Here is a 21,051-nt window from a genome sequence, read left to right as displayed (position 1 = left end):
GAACCTCGTACCGAACCTGATGCCGAACCTAATGCCGAGCCTCACGCCAAACCCCGTGCCGGACCTCGTGCCGGACCTCGTGCCGGACCTCGTGCCGTTCGGACCTGGGGCGCCCCGGTTCCGGTCGGGACGCCCCAGGGGCTCATCCCACCCGCACGGTGCCCCGGGGCACCAGGTGCTGGGCGAGCAGTTCGTCACGCACCAGGCCCGCGTAGACGGTGGCACCGTACGCGGAAGTGTGCGTGTTGTCCTTCTTCTCGTTGTACAGGTACAGCGCCTTGGAGCCCTCCACGCCGAGGGACTCCACCAGCGCCTTGGTCTTCGCCGTGAGGTCGATCAGCGGAACGTCCTCGGCGGCGGCGACCGAGCGGATCACCTCAGGATGGTTGACGCCGAGCCCGTTGACCAGAAGCGCGATGTCGTTGTTCAGCGTGCCGTCGGAACTGAACCAGCGGCGCACGATCGGCGTCACCAGCACCGGCAGTCCGCCCTTCTCCCGTACGCCCGCCACCAACGCCTCCAGGTTCGCGCGGTAGGTCGCCTCGTCGGTCGTCTTGTCGTTGTGCGCCAGCTGGATCAGGACCAGGTCTCCTCGGCCGATCAACGGCTGGACGGTACCCCAGAGTCGGGGGTTCTGGAGATAGGTCACCGTACTTTCCCCGGAGTCCGCGTAGTTGGCGACGGAGACGCCCCGGCGCAGGAACTGCGGGAGCTGCTGGCCCCAGCCGGAGTAGGGGTCGGCGGGCTGGTCGCAGACGGTGGAGTCGCCGACCAGGAAGAGCCGGCGGGCGTGCCGGGCCGGGGTCACCCGGATGCCGGCGAGCGCGGGCGCCGAGCCGCCGATCGCCAGGTCGAGCCCGGGGGTTCCGTCGGGGCCGGTCGGCTCGCCCTCCGGCGTACGCACGTTCACGGTGAAGCTGCGGGTGATGTGCCGCCCCGCCGCGGCGGCCGTCTCGGGGAGCAGCGAGCGCCGGGTCTCCCCGCTGATGCTCGTGCTGGACGCGGCCGTACCGCCGAGCCGGACCGTCACGTCGTAGTCGCCCGGCGGGACGTCGAAGTGGCAGGCGTCGGCGGTGCAGTTGGCGAGGGAGAGCGGCGGCCGCCGGTCATGGGCCTGGGCGGGAGTGGCCGCCAGGCCGGTGGCGGTGCTGAGGACGACCGCCGCGGCCACGGCGGCACGGACACCGTTGAAACGTCTCACTCGGGGACTCCTCCGTCACGGCGACAAGGCCTGGCGGGGACCGTACCGCCACCCGCAAGCGCTTTCTAGCTCTTGGACCGATTTCGCGAGATTGCCAACCCCACGACCACGAAAGCCCTTTCGCGAAATCGATTCAACTGTCACCCTCACAATCACCCGCACCCCGCCCCTCCGAAGGAGGCACCCCCATGTCCGGATCCACCGGGAGACCCCTCGGACGCCGTACCTTCGTCCTCGGCAGCGCGGCCGCCGCCGGCACCGCCGCCCTCACCGGCCCGCTCGCCACCACTGCCTCGGCCGCGGGCTTCGGCTGGTCGGACGACGGCTCCAACTACGTCGTCGACACCGGTGCCGGCCTGGTCTTCAAGGTCAGCAAGACCAACGGCGACCTGACCTCGCTCGTCTACAAGGGCACCGAGTACCAGGGCTACGGCGGCAAGAACTCGCATGTCGAGTCGGGTCTCGGCACCTCCACGGTGACCATCGCCCGGTCCGGCTCCACGATCCTGATCTCGGTGACGTACGGCACGCTGAAGCACTACTACGCGGCCCGCAGCGGCGAGAACAACGTCTATCTGTGGACCAACAAGGCCGACTCGTCCGTCACCGCGACCCGTTACATCGTGCGCGTCAAGGCCGGTCTGTTCCTCAACGACGAGCCGGACTCCTACACCTACGCGCCCACCGTCATCGAGTCCGCGGACGTCTTCGAGAAGTCCGACGGCCAGACCCGCGCGAAGCACTACTCGAAGCTGCGGGTGATGGACTACGACTACATCGGCTGGACGACCGGCAGCGTCGGCCTGTGGATCGTGCGCAGCAACCACGAGAAGGCCTCCGGCGGCCCGTTCTACCGCTCGCTGCTGCGCCACCAGAGCGCCGACGGCGGCGGTCTGTACGAGATCCTCTACTACGGCGAGAACCAGACCGAGTCCGAGCGCTACGGCCTCCAGGGCCCGTACGTCATCGCCTTCACGGATGGCGGCGCGCCTTCCTCGTCCCTCTACCCGGGCACGCTCACCACCTCCTGGGCGGACTCGCTCGGCATCTCCGGGTACGTAGCGGCAAGCGGCCGGGGCAAGGTCGCGGGCGTCGGGATCAGCGGCCGTGACACGGCGTACGCCTATACGGTCGGGCTCGCCAACTCCGCCTCGCAGTACTGGGGTTCGGCACGCTCGTCGGACGGCTACTTCTCCATCGGGAGCGTGCTTCCGGGGACGTACACGCTGACCGTCTTCAAGGGCGAACTGGCCGTGTACACCACATCGGTGTCGGTGACGGCGGGTGGCACGACCACCCTCAACACCATCGCGATCCCGTCTTCGAACGACCCGAGCAACGCGACCGCGATCTGGCGGATCAACAACTGGGACGGTACGCCGGGCGGGTTCAAGAACGCCGACCTGATGACGTACGCCCATCCGTCGGACGTGCGGGCCGCGTCCTGGACCGGGAACGTGGTCGTCGGCAGCGGTACGGAGACCTCGGCCTTCCCCTGCTATCTGTGGAAGGACGTCAACAGCGGGATCATCGTCTACTTCAAGCTGACGGCCGCCCAGGCCGCCGCCGCGCACACCCTGCGGATCGGGGTGACGACGGCCTATGCGAACGGCCGGCCGCAGGTCGTCGTCAACGACACCTGGACCTCCGCCGTACCCTCGCCGCCCACCCAGCCGAGCACCAGGTCGCTGACCGTGGGCTCCTACCGGGGCAACAACCACACGTTCACCTACAGCGTCCCGGCGTCCGCCTGGCTGACGGACACCAGCGCGTACAACACGCTGAAGATCTACGTGGTGAGCGGTTCGGGGACGACGTCCTTCCTCAGCGCCGGCACCTCGATCGACGCGATCGATCTGCTGGCCTGACCTGGTCGGGTATCAAGTGCCCCGCGTCCACTGCTGATTCGTGCCGCCGTTGCACGTGTACGTGATGACGGCGGCCGAGTTGGCGGTGGACGCGCCGTTCACGTCCAGGCATTCACCGGTCGTCCGGGCTTTGATGTTGACGTAGGAGCCCGAGGTGACGACCGACCACTGCTGGGCGGTGGCGCCGGTGCAGTCCTCCTGGGTGACGGTGGTGGAGTTCTCCTGGAGGCAGAGTGAACTGCCGCGGCCCATCAGCTCGTAGTAGCCGGTGCCCAGGTCCTTGAACCACCACTTCTGGTTGGTGCCGCCGTTGCAGGTGTACTGGCTGATCGCGATGGACTCCCACAGGGACTGGTTCGGGACGTCGGCGCACTTGCCGCTGTGCCGGGCGATCAGCGTGTTGTAGGTGGCGCTGGTGCCGGAGACCGTCCCGGCGGTCGTGTCGATCGACACCTGCGGGTACCAGGACATCGACATCGTGGTCGTGGTCGGGAAGGTCAACGGCAGCCAGACGTAACGGGAGTCGTTGACCGTGCCGCCGAAGGAGTTGCCCCAGCGGTCGCCCATGTAGAGGTACGAGGTGCCGGACGTGCCGGTGACCGGGAGGACGTACGCGGTCTGGGAGTTGTAGGCGGTGGAGTCGCCGACGTTCGTGAACGCCGTCCAGGGGCCGGACAGTGAGGTCGCGGTGGCGTACTGCTGCTGGTTGGCGCTCCAGCCGGTCGCGCCCGAGGTCAGCATGAAGTACACGCCGTTGCGCTTGAAGAGGGCGGGTGCCTCGCGGTGGCCGCCCGCCCAGGGGTTGGCGACCAGGCCGGCGATGGCGGTGTAGTCGGCGGTGAGCTTGTAGATGTGCAGGTCGTAGTTCTCGTTGGCCGCCGAGACCATGTAGGCGGTGCCGTCCGTGTCCACGAAGGTCGTGATGTCCCGGGACATGTACTGGCCGAGCGGCTGGAAGCTGCCCTGGTAGGTGTAGGCGCCGTCGACGGTGTCGGAGACGGCGACGGCGGCGCGGGCCTCGCTGTAGTCGACGCCGTTCTCCTTGTGCATCCACATCACGAACTTGCCGGTGGAGGCGTTGTAGATGACCTTCGGACGCTCGATGTAGGCGGTGCCGAGCTCGGCGGCGGAGGACTGGGTGAGGACGTGGTTGCGGAACTCCCAGGTCTTGAGGTCGGTGGAGCGGTAGGCGTCCACGTACCTGAAGGTGTTGTCGGAGTTGCGGTCCTCGCCGAACCAGTAGTAGTACGAGCCGACCTTGATGACCCCGCCGCCGTGGGCGTGGACGACAGCGCCCGAGGTGTCGGTGAAACGGGTGCCGTTGGTGACGGTCTGGGAGGCGGCCGCGGCCGGGCCCGCGGCCGCCAGGGCGCCGAGCACCGCCAGACAGAGGGACAGCAGGATCGCGTACGCACGTCTCATCTCACACACTCCTTGAGTGTTCGATGTCCGATATGACGAACGGCATCTGTCATGACGGACGTGGTGATCGCCGAAAAGGTAAGGGCGAGTTACGAGGAGGTCAACGGGTCTGACGACACACGGGGGAAAGCGATTTCCAGAAGGTCTCCGCCGGGCCCCGCTTTTTTGTTATCGACGGCCGCCGGAAGCGTCTCCGATGACGTGCGCAGCCACCTCCACACCACCGCAGCGGCCGTCGGCGCCCTCGCCGCCCTCCTGGCCTCCGCTCCCCCGGCGTCCGCCGCCGGCCCCCGGGACATCACCGCCGACGTACTGGCCGACCGGGACGTGACCCTCACCGGGGACACGGTCGTCACCGTGCCGGCCGGGACGACGACGTACGACGGCGTCCTGCACGGCGAGGGCACGCTCACCGTGCGCGGCGGCGGCACGCTGGTCCTCACCAAGGACAGCGACTTCACGCTGCCGAAGTCCCGGCAACGGCAGGTGGTCCGCACCCAGGGCGGCAACCACCCGTATACGACCGTCACCCACCCCGACCCGCCCGCGATCACGGTGGAGCGCGGTACGACCCTGCAGTACGGCACGGGCGGCGGCACCGGCCTGATCGGCCACTTCCCCTACAACACGCCCGGCTACCAGCTGAACCAGCTCAACGTCCGGGTCGACGGCACCCTGCGGCTGTCCCTCACCCGCACCTTCAACATCGGCACGATCAGCGGTTCGGGCCTGGTCACCCAGCCCCGCAACATGTGGGGCACCCTCGACCTGGCGGGCACCCACCCGTTCTCCGGGGTCATCGACAACGGCACCGGCATGGCCGTCGGCCGCCCGGAGTACCCGGTCGCGCTGCCCCACGCCCGCGCGATCCTCAACCAGGGCTCCTGGATCATCGACACCCCGCTCAACCAGACGATCATCCTGCGGCAGGACTTCTACCAGCGGGAGTACGGCAGTGACGTCAACGTCCACTCGCGGCCGGGCAGCAAGGTGGTGCTCACCGGCCAGTACAGCTACAGCGACCGGGGCGGCGACACCGACCCGTCGCTCAGCGATCCGGCCCTCAACTGGAAAGCAATCACACACCAGTTGAACAAGCGGGGCACCAACATCGAAGGCGCCGACGTGCACTGGGGCGACGGCACCACCCACCGCATCTTCATGCCGGGTACGAAGGACACCGTCTACATCAACCTGCACGCGGCCAGTGGGCGTCGGTCGCGGCTCACCTTCGACTACGACGGCCCCGTGACGCTGGGCGCCCCGATCGGCGGCGGCCGCTACCACGACACGCTGGCCGCGCCCGGCGCCGGGGACATCGTGATCGCGGGCACCCGCGGCAACGACGTGACCTTCGCGGCCGCCCAGGACTACGACGGTTCGACCACGGTCGAGAAGGGCGCGGTGCTGCGCCTCGGTTCGGGCGCCAAGGGCGGCGACGGCTCCCTGCTGACCGGCACCGAGCAGCGCCGGATCGTGAACGACGGCACGCTGTACGTCCGCAACACCTCGACTCCCGTGACCCTGGAGTACGTGGGAGGCGCGGGGTCGCTGGTCCAGTCGGGCACGGCGACGACCACGCTGAGCGGGAGCGCGGTGACGTACACGGGGACGACGACCGTGACCAGGGGCACGCTGGCGCTGCGTTCCGGAGCGACTCTCCTGCACAGCAAGGCGATCCGGCTCACCTCGGCGACCGCCCGGCTCGACGCGGGCACCACGGGCCTGCGAGTCGCCACCGCCCTCTCCGGCAACGGCACCGTACGGGGCTCGGTGACCAACGACGGCCTGGTGGCGAGCGGGTTGACGGTGCGGGGTGACTACACCCAGCACAAGCGGGCCGAACTGGTCCTGCGGGACAAGCCGTTGAAGGTGACGGGCCGCCTCAGCCTGGCCGGCGCCTTCGACCTGCCCGCCGCGGGCACGTCCCCGGCCCGCCGCATCACGGTGATCGACCACACCGGTACGGCCCGCACCACCGGCTCCTTCGACGGTCTCCGTGAGGGCGCCGAGGTCAAGCTGGCCGACACGGTCTACCGGATCAGCTACCGCGGCGGCGACGGCAACGACGTGGTCCTGAACCCGCAGCCGGCAAAGGCCGCCCCGAAGACCGACAGCGCCGACTCCCCGTCCACGGCACCCCCGACGGTGACCACCCGCACCGCCGCCGACTCGTCGCAGGCCTTCGGCTGGTGGCCGTACGCCCTGGCCCTCGGCCTCCTCGGCGGCCTGATGGTCCCGGCGGCCCTGCGCACCCGGAAGGCAGGCCTGCGCAACCCGAAGAAGGGACGCCGGAGGGGCGCCCGGCACGCGGCCTGACGCCCGGCACGCGTGCTACCCGCCGTCAGGGCGTCCGCCGCGTCCAGGTCATCCACCTGGAAGTCGAAACGCCTGGGCCCCTCGCCCGCTGGGCGGTTCCGGAAACCCCAGTTGCGGCGCAAGTGCGCGCGCCTCGGCCGCCCAGCCAGCGAGGAAGGAGAGCGTCAATCCCCGTTCCCGGTAGCGGAGTTCGGCGGAAACGGGGCGGCCGCCGCCGTAGTCCAGCTGCTCCTCTCCGGCGCGGGCCAGCATCAGGGCGGTGAGCCAGTCGTACTTGACCGCCGAGGCGCACACCGCGAGCCGTACCAGCCGCTCGTCGACACCCCGGCCCGTCTCGCGCAGACCCTGGACGTAGGCCTCGTAGGCCGCCGCCGCGTACTCGGGCAGCCGGGCGGCCGGGACGAAGAGGTCGAAGACGGAGTCGGGAAGGTAGTTGCCCAGGTCCTCGCCCAGGGCGCCGTCCCCGGCGAACGACCAGTCGAGGGCGACGGTGGCGGGGCCGTCGGAGCGGAGGTTCGCGGGCCACATGTCGAGGTGGCAGAAAGCTCGCGGCAGGGCCTCCAGCACCTGGAGGAACCATGCGCGGTCGTGGTGCAGCCGGACCATCTCCCGGCGCAGACCGGGCGGGAAATGGTCGCGGACCAGAGGCTGTCGCCAGGCCTCGTCGTCATCCAGGAGTTCCAGTCCGAGGGTGTTGCCGCCGATGTACTGGCGCAGGAATCCGCGGGTCAGCCACGGTCGGTCGTCGATCCGGACGGCCCCCTGGGCGGCGCCGAGACGGTGGGCGTGTTCGACGTGCCGGGCGAGCGGCCACGCGGTGGCCGGCTCGCCCGGCACGTCCTCCAGCCACAGCGCGACGTCTCCGCCGGGCCGCTCGACGCGGGCCAGCAGCCGGGGCGAACGGATGCCGTACGGCTGCCAGACCTCGGCAAGACCGGACTCGTAGACGTACGCCTCGCGCCGCCAGTAGTTCCAGTGGCGGGGATCGTCCGAGGCGGCCCAGCGTCCGGTGGCCGCCTTGTTGCGGGTGAGCACCTTCAGAACGGCCGAGCGGTGACCGGCGCTCACCCGCCACACTCCGCCGGTGACACCGTTCTTCGGATTGTGGACAAGGGGTTCGAAGACGGCTCCGGCCGCGCCGAGGACCTCACGGGACTCGGTGTCCGCGAGGGTCGTTTCAGGCATGGCGCAAGGCTAGTTGTCGGGGAACCCCGCTGCGCCGCCCACGAGGATCTCCGGACCGTCCGTGTGGTGCCGTACGGCCGCGGTGATCGTGGACGGGATGCCGAGGGAGTCGCCCATGTCGGCGGTGACCCGGGGCAGGCCCTCGCGGGCGAGGTGGGCGGCCAGACAGGCGGTGCTGTTGGCGTTGGCGATGTCCTCGGGGACGCCGATCAACGGGGCGAACATGCGGGCCGCCACTCGGCCGTCCGGGGTCGGTGCGGAGTAGAGGTAGCAGCCCAGCAGGGCCAGTCGGTCACAGGCGGCGCGGAGGCGGTCGGGGTCCGGGGTCAGTGCCGAGAGGGTGGATCGGGTGGGCAGCGGGACGAGGAGTCGGGGCCGTCCCAGGGTGGCGACGACGCAGCCGGGGGTGTCCCGGCCCATGCCCAAGGCGGTGAGGACCTCCTCGTGTTCGCCGCCCGCGGGCTCGCGCAGCTCGACCGGACCTGGCGTGAACCAGCCTTCCAGGCCGCCGTTTTCATGGCGGATCGCCCGACCCTCCAGCGCGCCTGCCCGCGTCCGCAGTGTTACCTCGCGGGTGCCGGTGCGCTCGGCCAGGACGGCAAGCGCCGCGATGGTTCCGTGTCCGCAGCCGGGCAGTTCGCCCTCAGCCGTGAAGAAGCGCAGCGCCACCTCGTCGCCGTCCTGGCCGGCCGAGAGGAACACGGCATGCGACGTACCGGCCCGGACCGGCACCTCGCGGCGCTCGTCGTCGGTGAGCGGTGTCTCGTCCAGGACCGCGGTCGGACTGCCCCCGCGCCCGTCGCGCAGACAGGCACGCACGATGGTCACGTTCACGGCAGTGAGCGTAGAGGACGCCCGTCGACCGTCACACGGTGGCGTCCTCCCGATGCCGCCCTCGCAGCCACACGTACACCGGGATGCCCGCGAACAGGAACAGCACGCCCTGGTAGACCGCCGCGTAGCCGGCGCCGGCGATCAGCCAGAAGGAGAACGCGAAGGAGAGGGCGGCCACGATCAGGTCGCGGACCAGTGCCGGTGGGCGAACGCGGTCGCGGGTGCCCTGGGCGAGCCAGTAGAGCTGGGCGGCGGCCGAGAGCAGGTACGGGACACAACCGGTGAACGTGGTGATGAGGACCAGGACGCGGAACGTGGTGTCCGGGCCGGCCGTGTAGTTGAGGGCGATGAGGAGGGTGCCGAGCACGGCGACCGCCCAGACGCCGAAGCCGGGCACTCCGCCCTTGCCGACCTTGGCGAACGGCTTCGGGAAGAGTCCGTCGCGGGCGGCGGCGTACGGCATCTGCGCGGCCATCAGGATCCACCCGTTGAGGCAGCCGACGATCGAGGCGACGGCGACCAGGGATATCGCGGTGCCGCCCCAGTGGCCGCCGGTGATCGCGTTGACGGCGTCGGCGAAGGGGGCGGACGAGTTCACCAGTTTCTGGTGCGGGACCAGGCCGAAGACGGCGACCGTGCCGAGGAGGTAGACGACGGCGGAGCCCAGCGTGCCGAGGACGCTCGCGCGGCCGACCGTGCGCTCCGGGTTCTCCACCTCGCCCGCGCTGACCGCGGCCGACTCGACGCCCAGGAAGCTGTACAGGAGCAGGGCCGCGGCGGCGGCGAGGGCGCCGGGGGCGCTGTCGCCGGACGCGTTGAACGGGCCGAAGTTGTCCGCGTCGACGAAGAACAGGCCGACGGTGGCGACGAGGAGGAGCGGGACGAACTTCAGGACCGTCGAGACGAGCTGGACCGCGCCGACCCAGCGGGTGCCCGCGAAGTTCGCGGCGGTCGGCAGCCAGAGCGCGGCGAGGGCGACGGCGCCTTCGAGGAGGTGGTTGCCGTGCAGGGGGATCAGGACGTCGACGTACCCGACGACCGCGACCGCCAGCGCCGCGATGCTGACCCAGCACATCGTCCAGTACGACCAGGCGGACAGGAAGCCGGCGAAGGGGCCGAACGCGTCGCGGGGGTAGACGTACAGGCCGCCGGTGACCGGGCTGCGGCGGGCCAGCTTGCCGAAGAGCAGGGCGAGCAGGACGGCGGCGACGGACAGGACGACGAAGGCGAGCAGGCTGACCGTGCCGTACGGGGCCACGGCGGCGGGCAGCGCGAAGATGCCGCCGCCGATGATGTTGCCCATGACCAGGGCGGTCGCGGTGGCGAGCCCGAAGGTGCGGCGAGGAGCGGACGAGGCCCGGGTGGGTTCGTCGGTCTCGGTGGGCGTCGGGGTGGGAGCGGGGGTGGGGGTGGGGACTGTCATTGCGGTTCCGGAGGCGTCCAGGGAGCAGGGAAGTCGGGTGATCGTATAACCGGTGTCCACATGATGGGCGATCCGTTCATACAATGGACACGGTCGGTAGTTCGACACCGGGTCGACTAGCGTCGGGGCATGACCAGCGACAACTCCCCCAGCCTCGCCGATGCCCTCGCCGCCGGGACGGTCGTGCTCGACGGCGGTATGTCCAACCAGTTGGCCTCCGCCGGACACGACCTGAGCGACGAGCTGTGGTCGGCACGGCTGCTGGCCGACCGGCCCGACGCGGTCAGCGACGCGCACCTCGCGTACTTCAGGGCGGCCGCGGACGTCGCGATCACCGCCAGCTACCAGGCCACGTTCGAGGGCTTCGCCAAGCGCGGGATCTCCCATGAAGAGGCCACTCGGCTGCTCGCGCTGAGTGTGGAGCTGGGGCGGGACGCGGTACGGCGGGCGCGGGCGGAGGGGATCGTACGGCCGCTGTGGGTGGCCGCCTCGGTCGGGCCTTACGGGGCGATGCTCGCGGACGGCTCCGAGTACCGGGGGCGGTACGGGCTGAGCGTCGACGAAATGGAGCGGTTCCATCGGCCGCGCCTCGAGGTGCTGGCCGGGGCGGGGCCTGATGTGCTCGCGCTGGAGACCGTGCCGGACGCGGAGGAGGCGGAGGCGTTGCTGCGGGCGGTGCGGGGGCTGGGGGAGCCGGCTTGGCTGTCGTACAGCGTGGCGGGTGGGCGGACGCGCGCCGGGCAGCCCTTGGCGGAGGCATTCGCCCTGGCGGCCGATGTGGACGAGGTCATCGCCGTGGGCGTGAACTGCTGTGCGCCCGAGGACGTGGATGCCGCGGTCGAGGTGGCGGCACGGGTCACCGGGAAGCCGGTGGTCGTCTATCCCAACAGCGGCGAGGTGTGGGATGCGGAGGCTCGCGCGTGGACCGGGGAGTCGACGTTTGCCGCCGGGCAGGTGCAGGGGTGGCGGGATGCGGGGGCCCGGTTGATCGGGGGGTGCTGTCGGGTGGGGCCGGAGGCGATCAGTGGGATTGCTCGGGTGGTTTGAGGGTCGCCTGATCTCCGTAGGTGGTCCCGCACCGTGCGCGACTGCGGGTCGTGGGGGCTGATCGCGCAGTTCCCCGCGCCCCCAGGGGGCGCTAGTGTCCCGGCGTTGGCCAGTAGCCGGGGGTGGAGTTGACCAGGAAAAGCGGGGACGCCGGGCGGAGCACGATCCGTGATGTCGCTGTCCGTGCCGGGGTGTCCGCCTCCACCGTTTCCCGGGTGCTCGGCGGTGCCTACCCCGTCAGTGCCGCCACCCGTACGCGCGTCCTGCGTGCCGTCCGCGAGATGGACTACGTCGCCGACGCCCGCGCCAAGGCCGTCGCCGGGGCCGGTACGCCCACCCTCGCCTTTGTGCTGGAGGACATCACCGGGCCCTCGTTCGCGCACATGGCGCACGGGGTGGAGCGGGAGGCGACCCGCCTCGGGCATCTGAGCCTTGTGTTCAGCACCGACGGCGATGTACGCCGCGAGCTGGACTTCATCGGGATGATGCGCGCCCAGCGGGCCGCCGCCGTGATTCTCGTGGGCGGGGCGGCGGACACGCCCGAGTACCGGGAGCGGACCCGTCGTACCGCCGACTCGCTGGCCTCGGCCGGGTCCCGGCTCGTGCTGTGCGGGCGGCCGCCGTTCGGGCCCGGCGCGCCGGTCACGGTCATCGAGTACGACAACGAGGGCGGCGCCCACGCCCTGGTCGCCCATGTGCTCGCGCAGGGCCATCGGCGGGTGCTGTTCCTGGGTGGGAAGCCGGACCACACGACGGCGATGGGGCGCGAGCGCGGCTATCTCGCCGCCCACCGGGCCAGGGGTCTTGAACCCGACCCCGCTCTTGTGCTGCACGGCGACTTCACCCGGGACTCCGGGCACCGGCTGATACGGCAGGCGCTCGCGCGGCGGCTGGAGTTCAGCGCTGTCGTCGCCGCCACCGACATGGTCGCGGCGGGGGCGCTGACCGCCCTGCACGAGGCGGGGCTCGACGTGCCCGGGGACGTGTCGGTGGCCGGGTACGACGACATCCCGTTCGCCCGTGATCTGCACCCGGCCCTGACCACCGTGCATGTGCCCTACGAGGAGCTGGGGCGGCTCGCCGTGCGGACCGCGCTCGGGCACGGCGGGGAGTCGGCCGAGGAGCATGTGCTCCTCGGCACCCATGTGGTGGTACGGGACTCAGTGGCGGCGTACGACGGCCATTGAGCGGCGCAGCCGGCGTACCGCCAGGGCCGGTTCGGCGGCCCGTTCGGGGTTCGGTACGGCAGGGGGCGTCCAGAGCGCGAACTCGCGGTCCCGGGGGCCGTACACCGTGCGGGGCTCGCCGTCGCCGAGGACGCGGACCGGGTGGGTGTCGTCCCAGGTCTGCCAGCCGGGTTCGCCGGTGGTGGCGAAGCGGACCCACGCGCCGTGCATCTCGTCGGCCAGCTCCTGCGGGGCGCCTTCGCCGGCCAGCCGGGCCGCGTCGGGTTCGTCCCCGGTGTCGAAGACGAAGCCCAGCTCCAGGGCGTGGCAGGCGCCGAGTCGGGGGCGGTTGGAGGGCCAGGCGAACTCGTAGAGGTAGGACGTGCCAGGGCGTGCCTCGGCCAGCCGGTGCAGCGGGCGGCGGAGCAGGTGGTCGGTGACCATCTGGCCGACGGTCTCGGCGGGGCCTGCCTCGGGGTGCAGGGCGCGGTAGCCGCGCGGCACCTCGTGGCCGACACGGCAGCGGGCCATGGCGCCGGCGAAGGCGACCGGGCCGAGCCGGTCGAGATGGTCGGTCAGGCCGCCGGGGACCAGCCAGAGCCGGTACTCGTCGCGGGTCCAGCCCATGAGGAGGTCGACGCCGTGGGCCGCATCGCCGTCGAGGAGCGCCTGGAGGGGGTCGCGTGGGACGAGGTCGCCGTCGACGACGATCCCGAAGGCGGGGCCGCCCAGGACCGGGCTGCTCAGCCGGCCGACCTCGGCCTGGGTGCGCAGCAGCAGCTCGCGGTCGACCCGGGCGAAGGCCTGGGCGGTGGCGGGGACCTTCAGACGGTTGGCCATCCGGCGGACCATGCGCCGTACCTTGTCGCGCTCCGCGGCCTCGGGCGGCCCGCTCTGCAGCACGGCCCGGCGGATCAGGCCCTGAGCCTGGGGTGCGGCGAGCAGGGCGCCGGCGCTGATGGCGCCGGCGGACTGACCGCAGAGGGTGACGCGGTCCGGGTCGCCGCCGAAGCCGGCGATGGTGTCGTGGACCCAGCGCAGGGCGGCGAGTTGGTCGCGCAGGCCGGGGTTGTGCGGGGTGTCCGGGAACACGCCGTAGCCCTCGACCCCCAACCGGTAGTTGACCGAGACGAAGACCACCCCGTCGCGGGCGAACGCACGACCGTCGTACACAGGGACGGCGGACGAGCCCCTGGTCAGGGCACCGCCGTGCAGCCAGACCAGGACCGGGAGCCGGGCGCCGGGGCCCGGCTCCGGGGTCCACACATTGAGGTTGAGGCAGTCGTCGCCGGGGATCACCGGGTCGGACAGATACTGCGCGAACGCCTCCGAGTACGGCGGTTTGGGCGCCGTCGGCCCGAAGGCGCCCGCGTCGCGGACTCCGTCCCAGGGCTGGGGCGGCACGGGCGGACGGAACCGGTGTGCCCCGAAGGGCGGGGCGGCGTACGGGATACCGCGGAACACGGCGGCCCCGTGCTCCCATCTGCCGCGCACCGCCCCGTACGGGGTGCCGACCACGGGGTCCCTGAGGTCCGTACGGTCTGCCGTCATCAGCCACCAGCTCCTCCCGCAGCGCGTGCCTCAACGCCGGTACGGCAAGAGCATCACATCCGCTCCCGGTATTCCGGCACCCACGGCGTGCGGCTGGATACGCGCGGCTACTTGGCGTACATCAGGGTGCCGAAGCCGAGCTGGTCGTACCCGCCGCTGGTGGAGCCGTAATCCCCGCCGCCGCCCTCGGGGGTGACGAGGTCGTAGTACATGGCCGAGATGTACTTGTCGTCGAGGTACAGGCGCCGGTTGTAGTGGAAGTGGAGCATCGCCCACACCGGGCGGACCTGGCCCCGGGAGCCGGTGGAGATGACGGTCTGGGACTGCTGGGCGCAGTTCTGGCCGCTGCCCCAGGTGTAGGTGGTGTAGGGCACGTCCTGGCCGGTGTTGTACTTGGCCACGTACTGGGCGGCCTTCATGAAGCGGCGGTCGTCGTACGAGTACAGGTCGTCGCCCTGGTTCCAGGCCATCTCGCAGACCGCGCCCATCTGGCCCATGCCCATGACGGTGTGGCCCTGGTCGCGGCCCGACTCCTGCCACTGGCCGAGCGCGTAGCCGTCGGCGTCCGTGTACAGGTACGGCACCGCGTGCGCGATGGAGCCGTTGCCGGCGCCGGACCTGAAGTAGGTGACGGCCTGGTCGTACTTGGCGGCGTCGTCGGTGAGGATGCCGATGGCCATGACGGAGGCCATGTTGCACAGGTCCCAGTTGGCCCAGTAGTTGGTGACGCAGGCGTCGTTGTGGCCGGTGAGGAACTGGTTGTTGAGGGGGTAGAAGACGTCGGTCATCATCTGCTGGAAGGCGGCGAGGTCGAAGCCGTCGTAGTCCCGCATGAGTTCGGCGGCGTTGGCGAACTCCCAGCCGTAGATTCCGGAGGCCAGGAAGCGGTCGGCGTTGCCGGTGAGGGTCGTCAGGGTCGACGACCATGCGTTGAGGATGCTGGCCGCGCAGGCCGCGTTGGTCTCGGTGCCGCCCACCTTCCAGCGCAGGGCGTTCTGGTAGGCGGCGGCGATGTCGTTGTAGAGGGTGCCGTAGTTCTCTCCGGTGCCGCCGCGGATGACGGTGGCCTGTGGGTTGGGTGTCCAGGTGGACGCGGAGTGGGAGTTGGCGGTCAGCCTGTTCCAGCCGGACAGCCAGGGGTCGGTGCCGGCGGCGACCCGCACCTTGGCGCGGTTGATGTCACCGGCGTTGTGGAGCATGCCGGGGTGGGTGAAGGCGGCCGGGGCCGCGTCGGCCACCCTGGGGGCGGTGACCGAGGCGGCGACGGCCAGTGCGGCGGCGGACTTCAGGACACTGCGGCGGCTCGGCCTGCCGGTGTCCGGCGGGGGTGGTACGCGGCGGCTCATCGCGTGGGTTCTCCTTCGGTGGGGGGAGTTCAGGTGAGTGCGGCACTCACCTCTTCGAATCGCGCGGTGCCGAGGGCCGACGGCGTGCGCGAGCACACCACCAGGCCCACGTAGTAGGGGGCGTCACCGAAGCCGGGGATCGTGCCCGTGGCGAGCGCGCTCCAGGTGACGCCGTCATCGGTGGAGAGGGCGGCGGCGAAGGCGGTCCCGGTGCGCTTCAGCCGCAGCAGCAGGGGCAGTTGGGCGGCGGTGGTGCCGGTGAAGGCGGAGGCTCCGGCGACGGTCGGGCGCAGCATGAGCTGCGCGGTGGTGCCCGCGGTGACGATCACGCCGGCCGCCTGGTCGAACGGCGACAGCGACTTGGTCATGAGGAGCCCCACCCGGTCGGCGGTGGCCCCGGAGCGGGAGACGAGACGGGCGGTGAGTTCGCAGTCGCCGTTGACCGGACGTCGTACGAACTGGCCTGTCATTCCCTGCGAGTTGACGTTGAGGTCGACTCCGGCGCCGCGCACGGTGAACACGCCGTCGGCGTAGGCCGCATCGCCCGGGGTGAGGACGGCGACGACGCCGAGGGTGCCGTAGGCACGCGGGTCGAGGACGACATCACCGAGGTCACCGCCGGCCCAGGGGTCGGGCAGCGTGGAGACGGGAGCCGGCGTGGCGGGGGACGCCGTGCCGACCGCGGGCGCTACCGCGCTCACCGACACCGAACGCGGCCCCTGCCCGGCGCAGTTGGTCTTGGCGACGGCGTAGTGGTACGTCGTCCCGGACGCACCGCTCCCGTCCGTGTAGCGGACGCGGGTGCCGAAGCCGACCGCGCCGACGTCCCGGGCGAGGGTCCGGTACGGCCCATGGGCGCCCGGGGCACGCAGGACGGTGTAACGGGCCGACGGGTCAGGGTCGGTCCAGACCAGCTCGACTCCGTCGGAGCCCGTGGCGGCGAGCAGATCGGTGGCCCTGCGGACCGGGCGCGGCGCCCGCCACCCCGCGCCGCCCCGGGACACCACGCTGACGTTGTCGAAGGCGCCGGTGCCGGTCTCGGCGTACTCCTCGTCGACGCCCAGGCAGGAGGTGAGGACGAGCCCGGCGTACGCGGTCCGCGGCAGCTCGCACACGGTCGACCCCACCTCGGTCCACCGCACCCCGTCCGGCGAGACCGCCCCGGTGCAGCGGTCCCCGTCCCGGGTCACCCGCACCCAGTACGGCGCCCTCAGCCGGTATCCGTCCCCCGCTCCCTCGACATACGGGGCGGCCAGCGGGGTCGCCGACTCGGGCAGCGCGCCCAGATCGGAGATCGGGAAGCCGGCGCCGGTGGTGATGGCCTGTTGCTGACTGGGCGGCACCGGGGTGCTCCCGGTCGCGGAGATACCGGCACCGGCCGCCGGCCGTACGCTCCACACCCCGCTCCAGGTGTGCAGGGGCAGCCCCTGGATCAGCATCGAGGCATGGGCGGCGGACGGGTCGAGCGAGGCCCTGAGGGTGACCCCGATCTTGGCGTACTGCGAGCTGAGCGGCCAGACGATCCGGGCGGTGACAGTGCCGTCGCCGTGCAGCGGGAGGTGGACGAGCCGGTAGGTGTCCGCGGTGCCGCTCGCCTCCAGCACGAACCGTTCCCCGTCGAAGCGGGCCGAACCCGGGATGCGTACGGCGCCCAGGTCCCGGGTCCGCCAGGGCCGAGGGAGTCCGGCGGTCGCCGAGACGACGGCCGAAGCCCCGCTCGTCCCGAGGGAGTTGGCAGCGACGACCGAGTAGTAGTACGTCCGGCCCGGGCGCACCCGTCCGTCCGTGTACGACGGCGAGCGGACCTCGGTCGGCGGCCCCTGGGGACCGTCGGGATGTTCGGCGCGCCGCACTTCGTAGCGCGTTGCCCCCACCGACGGCAGCCAGGACACCGTGACCGCGTGCTCGTCGCCGTCCGCCGTGACGCCCGCCGGAGGGGTCGGCGCGCCCGGGGCGGGGACCGTGCTGCCGGCGTAGGTGAAGGTGCCCCAGCTCGGCAGGTCGTCGTTGCTGCCCTCGACGACCCGGGCGCCGTCGGTGCCGCGGAAGACGGCGGCCTGTGTGTAGGGCGTGGCGAGGCCGCGGACCCCGGCGTAGTGGGCGTAGTACATCTCGTAGACCGGGGGCAGGGTGCCGCGGGAGATCGCCGAGACCGCCGTCTTGATGTACTTGCCGGTGCGGTCCAGGTCCGGGGTGAAGGGGACGTCGTCGCCGAGGTTGTAGCGGGCCGCGTACTCCGCGTTGGCGAGGATGCGGTTGCCGTCGCAGCCCCACAGGTCGACGCCCTGGTTCCAGGCGACCTGGGCCGCGTCGCCCATCAGGCCCACCGCGAGCTGTTCGTGGCCCTGGTCGCGGCCGGCCTCCTGGCCCTGGCCGGCGTCGGTGACGATGCGGTGGCGGACGCTGCCGTTGCCCGCGCCGGCGGCGGCGAACCGCAGGGCGTCCTCGAAGAGGGTGCGCTCCTCGCAGAACACGCCGATGGCGAGGATGGCCTGAATGGCCGTCAGATCCCAGTTGCCGTTGGCGTAGAGCATGTAGCCGGAGACGGCCGGATACCAGACGTTGAGGAAGGACGCCTCGCAGCGGGCGATGTCGGGGTCCGCCCAGCCGTCGTAACCGGTGTGGCGCAGGAGTTCGGCCGCGTTGGCGAACTTGAAGCCCTGCAGTCCCGCGCCGAGCGGGCCGTCGGCGCCGGTGACGGTGGTGAGGGAGCCCGACCAGGCGTCGAGGATGTCGCGGGCCTTGTCGGCGTGCGCGCGGTCGCCGGTGACGGCCCAGAGCAGGGCGTTCTGGTAGGCGGCGGCCGAGTCGGCGACGGCCTGGTTCTGGAAGTTGGCGGGGCCGCGGCCCCAGGATGTGATCCGGCCGGTGTTCTGGATGGCGTACGCGGCCTGCGAGCGGGCGTGGGCGGCGAGGGCGAGATAGCCGTCGTAGAGGGGCGACTGCCTGCTGTCGACGGCGGATCGCATACGGGCCAGGTCGTCGGCCGTGTGCAGGATGCCGGGGTGGGTGAAGGCGAAGTCCGGAAGGCCGCCCGCCGCCCGGGCCGTGGGCACGAACAGCGTGTTCGCGCCCGCGGCGAGCAGCAGCGCGCCGGAGGACTTCAGCAGGCCGCGGCGGCTGAGGGGGCTCACTGGGCGGCCGCCTCCGCCTCGGCGGTGGTGAGGAACCTCAGGTTCGTCACGTGCTCGTTGGAGAACCACTGGACGGTGTCGGTGGTGTAGTACCAGCTCGGCTTCTTCATCGAGTCGGCGACGACGACACCGTTGACGACCAGGTTCTCGAAGGTGACGTTCTTGATGGCGTGGTCGGCGTCGTAGCCGAGGAGGAGCGACGGGTTGGCGTGGGTGCCCGTGTAGGTGAGGTTCTTGACGTAGACGTCCTCGATGCCACGGCCGACCGAGGTGTTGTACTTCGTGTTGTACATGACCTTCATGTAGATGACCTGGCCCCAACGGAAGTCCTCGATCCGCACGTCCTCGATGCGGACGTTTTTGATGAGGTTGGAGTCGCCGGGGTTGAGGGCGACGCAGCCCTGGTAGTTCATCTGGGGTTCGCGGTGGTCGAGGATGTCGATGTTCCTGATGACCAGGTTCTCGATCGTCTCCGGGGCGTCGGTGTTGCCGTGCGTGCCGATGTTGACGGGGTGGGCGACGTCGGCCCACAGCGAGCAGTTCTGCACGGTGATGTCGCGGGTGTCGCCGTAGTAGTCCCAGCGGTGGGCGTAGATGGCGATGCAGTCGTCGGAGTTGCGCAGGAAGCAGCCGTCGATGAGGACGTCGCTGGAGGAGAAGATGTCGATGCCGTCGCCGTTGCCGCGTGAGCTGAAGCCGCGGACCTTCCTGATGTGGACGTTCCGGGCTTCGCCGAGGGTGGCGATGTAGTTGCCGGGGTTCATGATGATGACGTCCTCGACCCGGATGTGCTTGCTGCCCTCGCAGAGCACGCCCTGGCCGGAGGCGCCCCAGATCATGCCGTGGCCCCTGAGGGCGGCCTTCTCGACGTCCTTGAAGTAGACGGTCGCCTTGAGGACGGCGCCGCCGGCGAGGTAGACGGTCTTGCCGCTGGGGACGGTGAGGACTCCGCCGGTGACGGTCTGCACGCCGGGGCCGAAGTAGATGACGTCGGGGTCGTCGGCGGCCGGCGGGCGGTGCTCGACGCGGTTGGTGACGATGTGCAGGCAGTCGAAGATCTCGTCGTTGACCTGGACGACGAGGTCCTTCGGTTCGTCGAGGGTGAACCGCAGGGTGTCGCCGAGGAGTTCGGGCTTCATGCCGTACGAGTCCGGTCTCACCCGGGCCTTGGTGGTGCCGCCCTTGAGGTAGGTCACCTCGACTTCGACGGAGTGCTGGAAGTCGAAGTACACCAACGAGGAGTCGTAGACCTTGCCGGAACCGGTGGTCGCGTTGATCTCCTCGAACTGCGGCCGGTAGATGTCCAGCGTCTGCCAGTCGCCGTCGGGGACGGTACGCACCCGCACCCGGAAGCTGGTGTTGGTCGGTACGCCGGACGGCCGAGGGTAGGTGACCAGCTTGGGCGCGGACCGGTGGCCTTCCGCGTGGGCGGCGGTGGCGGTCAGGCCGCCGGACAGCCCGGAGGCGAGCGCGGTGGCTCCGGCGGCTCGCAGTGCGGTACGGCGTGAGAAGGGCGTGTTCATCTCGGACTCCTTGCAACGGATCGGCGGGGAAGGTTGGCCTTCTTCGGCATCCACAGCCCGGTGCCGCCCTGGCAGGTACTGAGCCGGGGGCCGCCCGCGAAGACCGGCGCCGGGGCCAGCCGGGTGACGGCGGCGAGCTTCTTGTCGGTGTTGATCAGACCGCCCACCCAGTAGCCCGCGTTGTACATCGCCAGTCGGCGGGCCTGGTAGGTGGGCCCGTCCCAGGCGTTGGGGTTGGGCTGGATCAGACTCGTGCCGACCCTGGCCCGGCACACTTCGATGTACCAGTTCAGTGCCTTGTGAGCCTCGGGAGCGGTGAAGTCGACCCGGGTGAAGTCGTCACTGAACATGCTGCCGCCGGCCGATGCGGTGAGTCCGGCCAGCAGGATCGAGGCGCCGAGGCCGTTGTAGGTGCCGCCGAAGACGGTGGTCTGGCCCTTGCTGGTGCGGGTGAGCCGTCTCGCCTTGTCGAGCCACTCCTCGTAGGTGATCGGCTCGGTCTCCGGCGGGCAGTCGACGCCGGAACTGTCGAACAGGGCTGTGCCGTACCAGTACATCGAGTCCTGGGAGAAGTCCTTGGCCATGCCGTGGCGCGGGCCCTTGCCCTGGGTGCGGCCGTCGTAGCGCCACAGGTCGTTGACCGGGTCGAGGTCGGACACCTTGAGGACGGTGCTGCGGGGGAAGCAGGGGTCCAGGTCCTCGGCGATGCCCCGGGCCGCGAGGTACGGGGTGTCGACGGCGCCGACCCCGCGTACCAGGTCGGGCGCGCTGCCGCTGGTCATCATCGCGATCAGCTTGGTGATGTCGTAACGAACCGTGTTGATGCCGATCCCGATGTCCTTCTGGGCCTGCTTGATGAGGTCCGTGGAGATGTCGTCGGGGTTGACCATGAGGGTGACGGTCTCGCCCGAGCCGCCGACGCTGCCGGACACCGGTAGGGCACAGCCGCCGAGGGCGGCCGTGGCGGCGGCGGTGCCACCGAGCGCCAGGAAGCGGCGCCGGCTGACCGGGGCTCCGGCGTGTTTCTGCATG

Annotated in this window: 14 protein-coding genes; 4 read left to right on the top strand and 10 right to left on the bottom strand. The window is 71.0% G+C overall.

Translation table 11 applies throughout. The annotated features are described in order from the left end of the window. Positions 1-142: 142 nt before the first annotated feature. Positions 143-1,201 carry a rhamnogalacturonan acetylesterase gene (locus ABTY98_RS24775; RefSeq protein WP_352223139.1) on the bottom strand — a complete coding sequence of 353 codons (1,059 nt, stop codon included), beginning with the start codon at positions 1,199-1,201 and terminating at the stop codon, positions 143-145. 188 nt (positions 1,202-1,389) lie between these two features. Here ABTY98_RS24775 and ABTY98_RS24770 point away from each other — a divergent pair, with 188 nt between their 5' ends. Next, complete coding sequence (locus ABTY98_RS24770) at positions 1,390-3,069, top strand: rhamnogalacturonan lyase B N-terminal domain-containing protein (RefSeq protein ID WP_352223138.1); 1,680 nt, start codon at positions 1,390-1,392, stop codon at positions 3,067-3,069. Positions 3,070-3,081: 12 nt separating this feature from the next. On the opposite strand, the gene ABTY98_RS24765 is transcribed toward ABTY98_RS24770, so the two are convergent. Then, complete coding sequence (locus ABTY98_RS24765; protein ID WP_352223137.1) at positions 3,082-4,491, bottom strand: RICIN domain-containing protein; 1,410 nt, start codon at positions 4,489-4,491, stop codon at positions 3,082-3,084. Between the two features lie 201 nt (positions 4,492-4,692). Here ABTY98_RS24765 and ABTY98_RS24760 point away from each other — a divergent pair, with 201 nt between their 5' ends. Then, positions 4,693-6,810 carry an autotransporter gene (locus ABTY98_RS24760; RefSeq protein ID WP_352223136.1) on the top strand — a complete coding sequence of 706 codons (2,118 nt, stop codon included), beginning with the start codon at positions 4,693-4,695 and terminating at the stop codon, positions 6,808-6,810. Between the two features lie 48 nt (positions 6,811-6,858). On the opposite strand, the gene ABTY98_RS24755 is transcribed toward ABTY98_RS24760, so the two are convergent. The 3 genes from ABTY98_RS24755 to ABTY98_RS24745 are packed head-to-tail and all read right to left on the bottom strand — an operon-like array spanning position 6,859 to position 10,252. Next, positions 6,859-7,995 (bottom strand): aminoglycoside phosphotransferase family protein, encoded by a 1,137-nt coding sequence (locus ABTY98_RS24755; protein ID WP_352223135.1) that lies wholly within the window; start codon positions 7,993-7,995, stop codon positions 6,859-6,861. A gap of 9 nt (positions 7,996-8,004) precedes the next feature. Then, entirely contained in the window at positions 8,005-8,829 is an 825-nt protein-coding gene (locus ABTY98_RS24750) for a PhzF family phenazine biosynthesis protein (protein WP_352223134.1), read from the bottom strand. Positions 8,830-8,860: 31 nt separating this feature from the next. Beyond that, positions 8,861-10,252 carry an amino acid permease gene (locus ABTY98_RS24745; protein WP_502994333.1) on the bottom strand — a complete coding sequence of 464 codons (1,392 nt, stop codon included), beginning with the start codon at positions 10,250-10,252 and terminating at the stop codon, positions 8,861-8,863. A 129-nt stretch (positions 10,253-10,381) separates the two neighbouring features. Here ABTY98_RS24745 and mmuM point away from each other — a divergent pair, with 129 nt between their 5' ends. Together mmuM and ABTY98_RS24735 are read left to right on the top strand one after the other, a co-directional pair. Next, the gene (gene mmuM, locus ABTY98_RS24740) at positions 10,382-11,299 is read left to right on the top strand and encodes a homocysteine S-methyltransferase (RefSeq protein ID WP_352223133.1); all 918 of its coding nucleotides are present in this window, start codon (positions 10,382-10,384) and stop codon (positions 11,297-11,299) included. A gap of 128 nt (positions 11,300-11,427) precedes the next feature. Then, the gene (locus ABTY98_RS24735; protein ID WP_352223132.1) at positions 11,428-12,486 is read left to right on the top strand and encodes a LacI family DNA-binding transcriptional regulator; all 1,059 of its coding nucleotides are present in this window, start codon (positions 11,428-11,430) and stop codon (positions 12,484-12,486) included. Here the strand turns inward: ABTY98_RS24735 and ABTY98_RS24730 are convergent. The 5 genes from ABTY98_RS24730 to ABTY98_RS24710 all read right to left on the bottom strand — a co-directional run bounded on the left by ABTY98_RS24730 (position 12,460) and on the right by ABTY98_RS24710 (position 21,050). Beyond that, positions 12,460-14,016, bottom strand: a complete 1,557-nt coding sequence (locus tag ABTY98_RS24730; protein WP_352223131.1) for a carboxylesterase/lipase family protein — start codon at positions 14,014-14,016, stop codon at positions 12,460-12,462. The two genes, ABTY98_RS24735 and ABTY98_RS24730, sit on opposite strands and share 27 nt — an antisense overlap. A gap of 107 nt (positions 14,017-14,123) precedes the next feature. Further along, positions 14,124-15,362 carry an alginate lyase family protein gene (locus tag ABTY98_RS24725; protein ID WP_352223130.1) on the bottom strand — a complete coding sequence of 413 codons (1,239 nt, stop codon included), beginning with the start codon at positions 15,360-15,362 and terminating at the stop codon, positions 14,124-14,126. 29 nt (positions 15,363-15,391) lie between these two features. Continuing rightward, positions 15,392-18,496, bottom strand: coding sequence for an alginate lyase family protein (locus ABTY98_RS24720; protein WP_352223129.1), 3,105 nt, complete (start codon positions 18,494-18,496; stop codon positions 15,392-15,394). Further along, positions 18,493-20,019, bottom strand: coding sequence for a glycosyl hydrolase family 28 protein (locus ABTY98_RS24715; RefSeq protein WP_352223128.1), 1,527 nt, complete (start codon positions 20,017-20,019; stop codon positions 18,493-18,495). Before ABTY98_RS24715 ends, ABTY98_RS24720 begins: the two co-directional genes overlap by 4 nt. After that, positions 20,016-21,050 (bottom strand): ABC transporter substrate-binding protein, encoded by a 1,035-nt coding sequence (locus ABTY98_RS24710; RefSeq protein WP_352223127.1) that lies wholly within the window; start codon positions 21,048-21,050, stop codon positions 20,016-20,018. Before ABTY98_RS24710 ends, ABTY98_RS24715 begins: the two co-directional genes overlap by 4 nt. Position 21,051 lies beyond the last annotated feature (1 nt).

The sequence above is a fragment of the Streptomyces sp. NPDC096040 genome, assembly GCF_040303265.1.
Taxonomy (GTDB): Bacteria; Actinomycetota; Actinomycetes; order Streptomycetales; family Streptomycetaceae; genus Streptomyces.
This window is presented reverse-complemented; position numbering and strand designations above follow the sequence as displayed.

Coding starts and splice junctions, on each gene's coding strand:
- ABTY98_RS24770 (WP_352223138.1), top strand. CDS start 1,390: ATGTCCGGATCCACCGGGAGACCCCTCGGACGCCGTACCTTCGTCCTC.
- ABTY98_RS24765 (WP_352223137.1), bottom strand. CDS start 4,491: ATGAGACGTGCGTACGCGATCCTGCTGTCCCTCTGTCTGGCGGTGCTC.
- ABTY98_RS24755 (WP_352223135.1), bottom strand. CDS start 7,995: ATGCCTGAAACGACCCTCGCGGACACCGAGTCCCGTGAGGTCCTCGGC.
- ABTY98_RS24745 (WP_502994333.1), bottom strand. CDS start 10,252: ATGACAGTCCCCACCCCCACCCCCGCTCCCACCCCGACGCCCACCGAG.
- mmuM (WP_352223133.1), top strand. CDS start 10,382: ATGACCAGCGACAACTCCCCCAGCCTCGCCGATGCCCTCGCCGCCGGG.
- ABTY98_RS24730 (WP_352223131.1), bottom strand. CDS start 14,016: ATGACGGCAGACCGTACGGACCTCAGGGACCCCGTGGTCGGCACCCCG.
- ABTY98_RS24725 (WP_352223130.1), bottom strand. CDS start 15,362: ATGAGCCGCCGCGTACCACCCCCGCCGGACACCGGCAGGCCGAGCCGC.
- ABTY98_RS24715 (WP_352223128.1), bottom strand. CDS start 20,019: ATGAACACGCCCTTCTCACGCCGTACCGCACTGCGAGCCGCCGGAGCC.
- ABTY98_RS24710 (WP_352223127.1), bottom strand. CDS start 21,050: ATGCAGAAACACGCCGGAGCCCCGGTCAGCCGGCGCCGCTTCCTGGCG.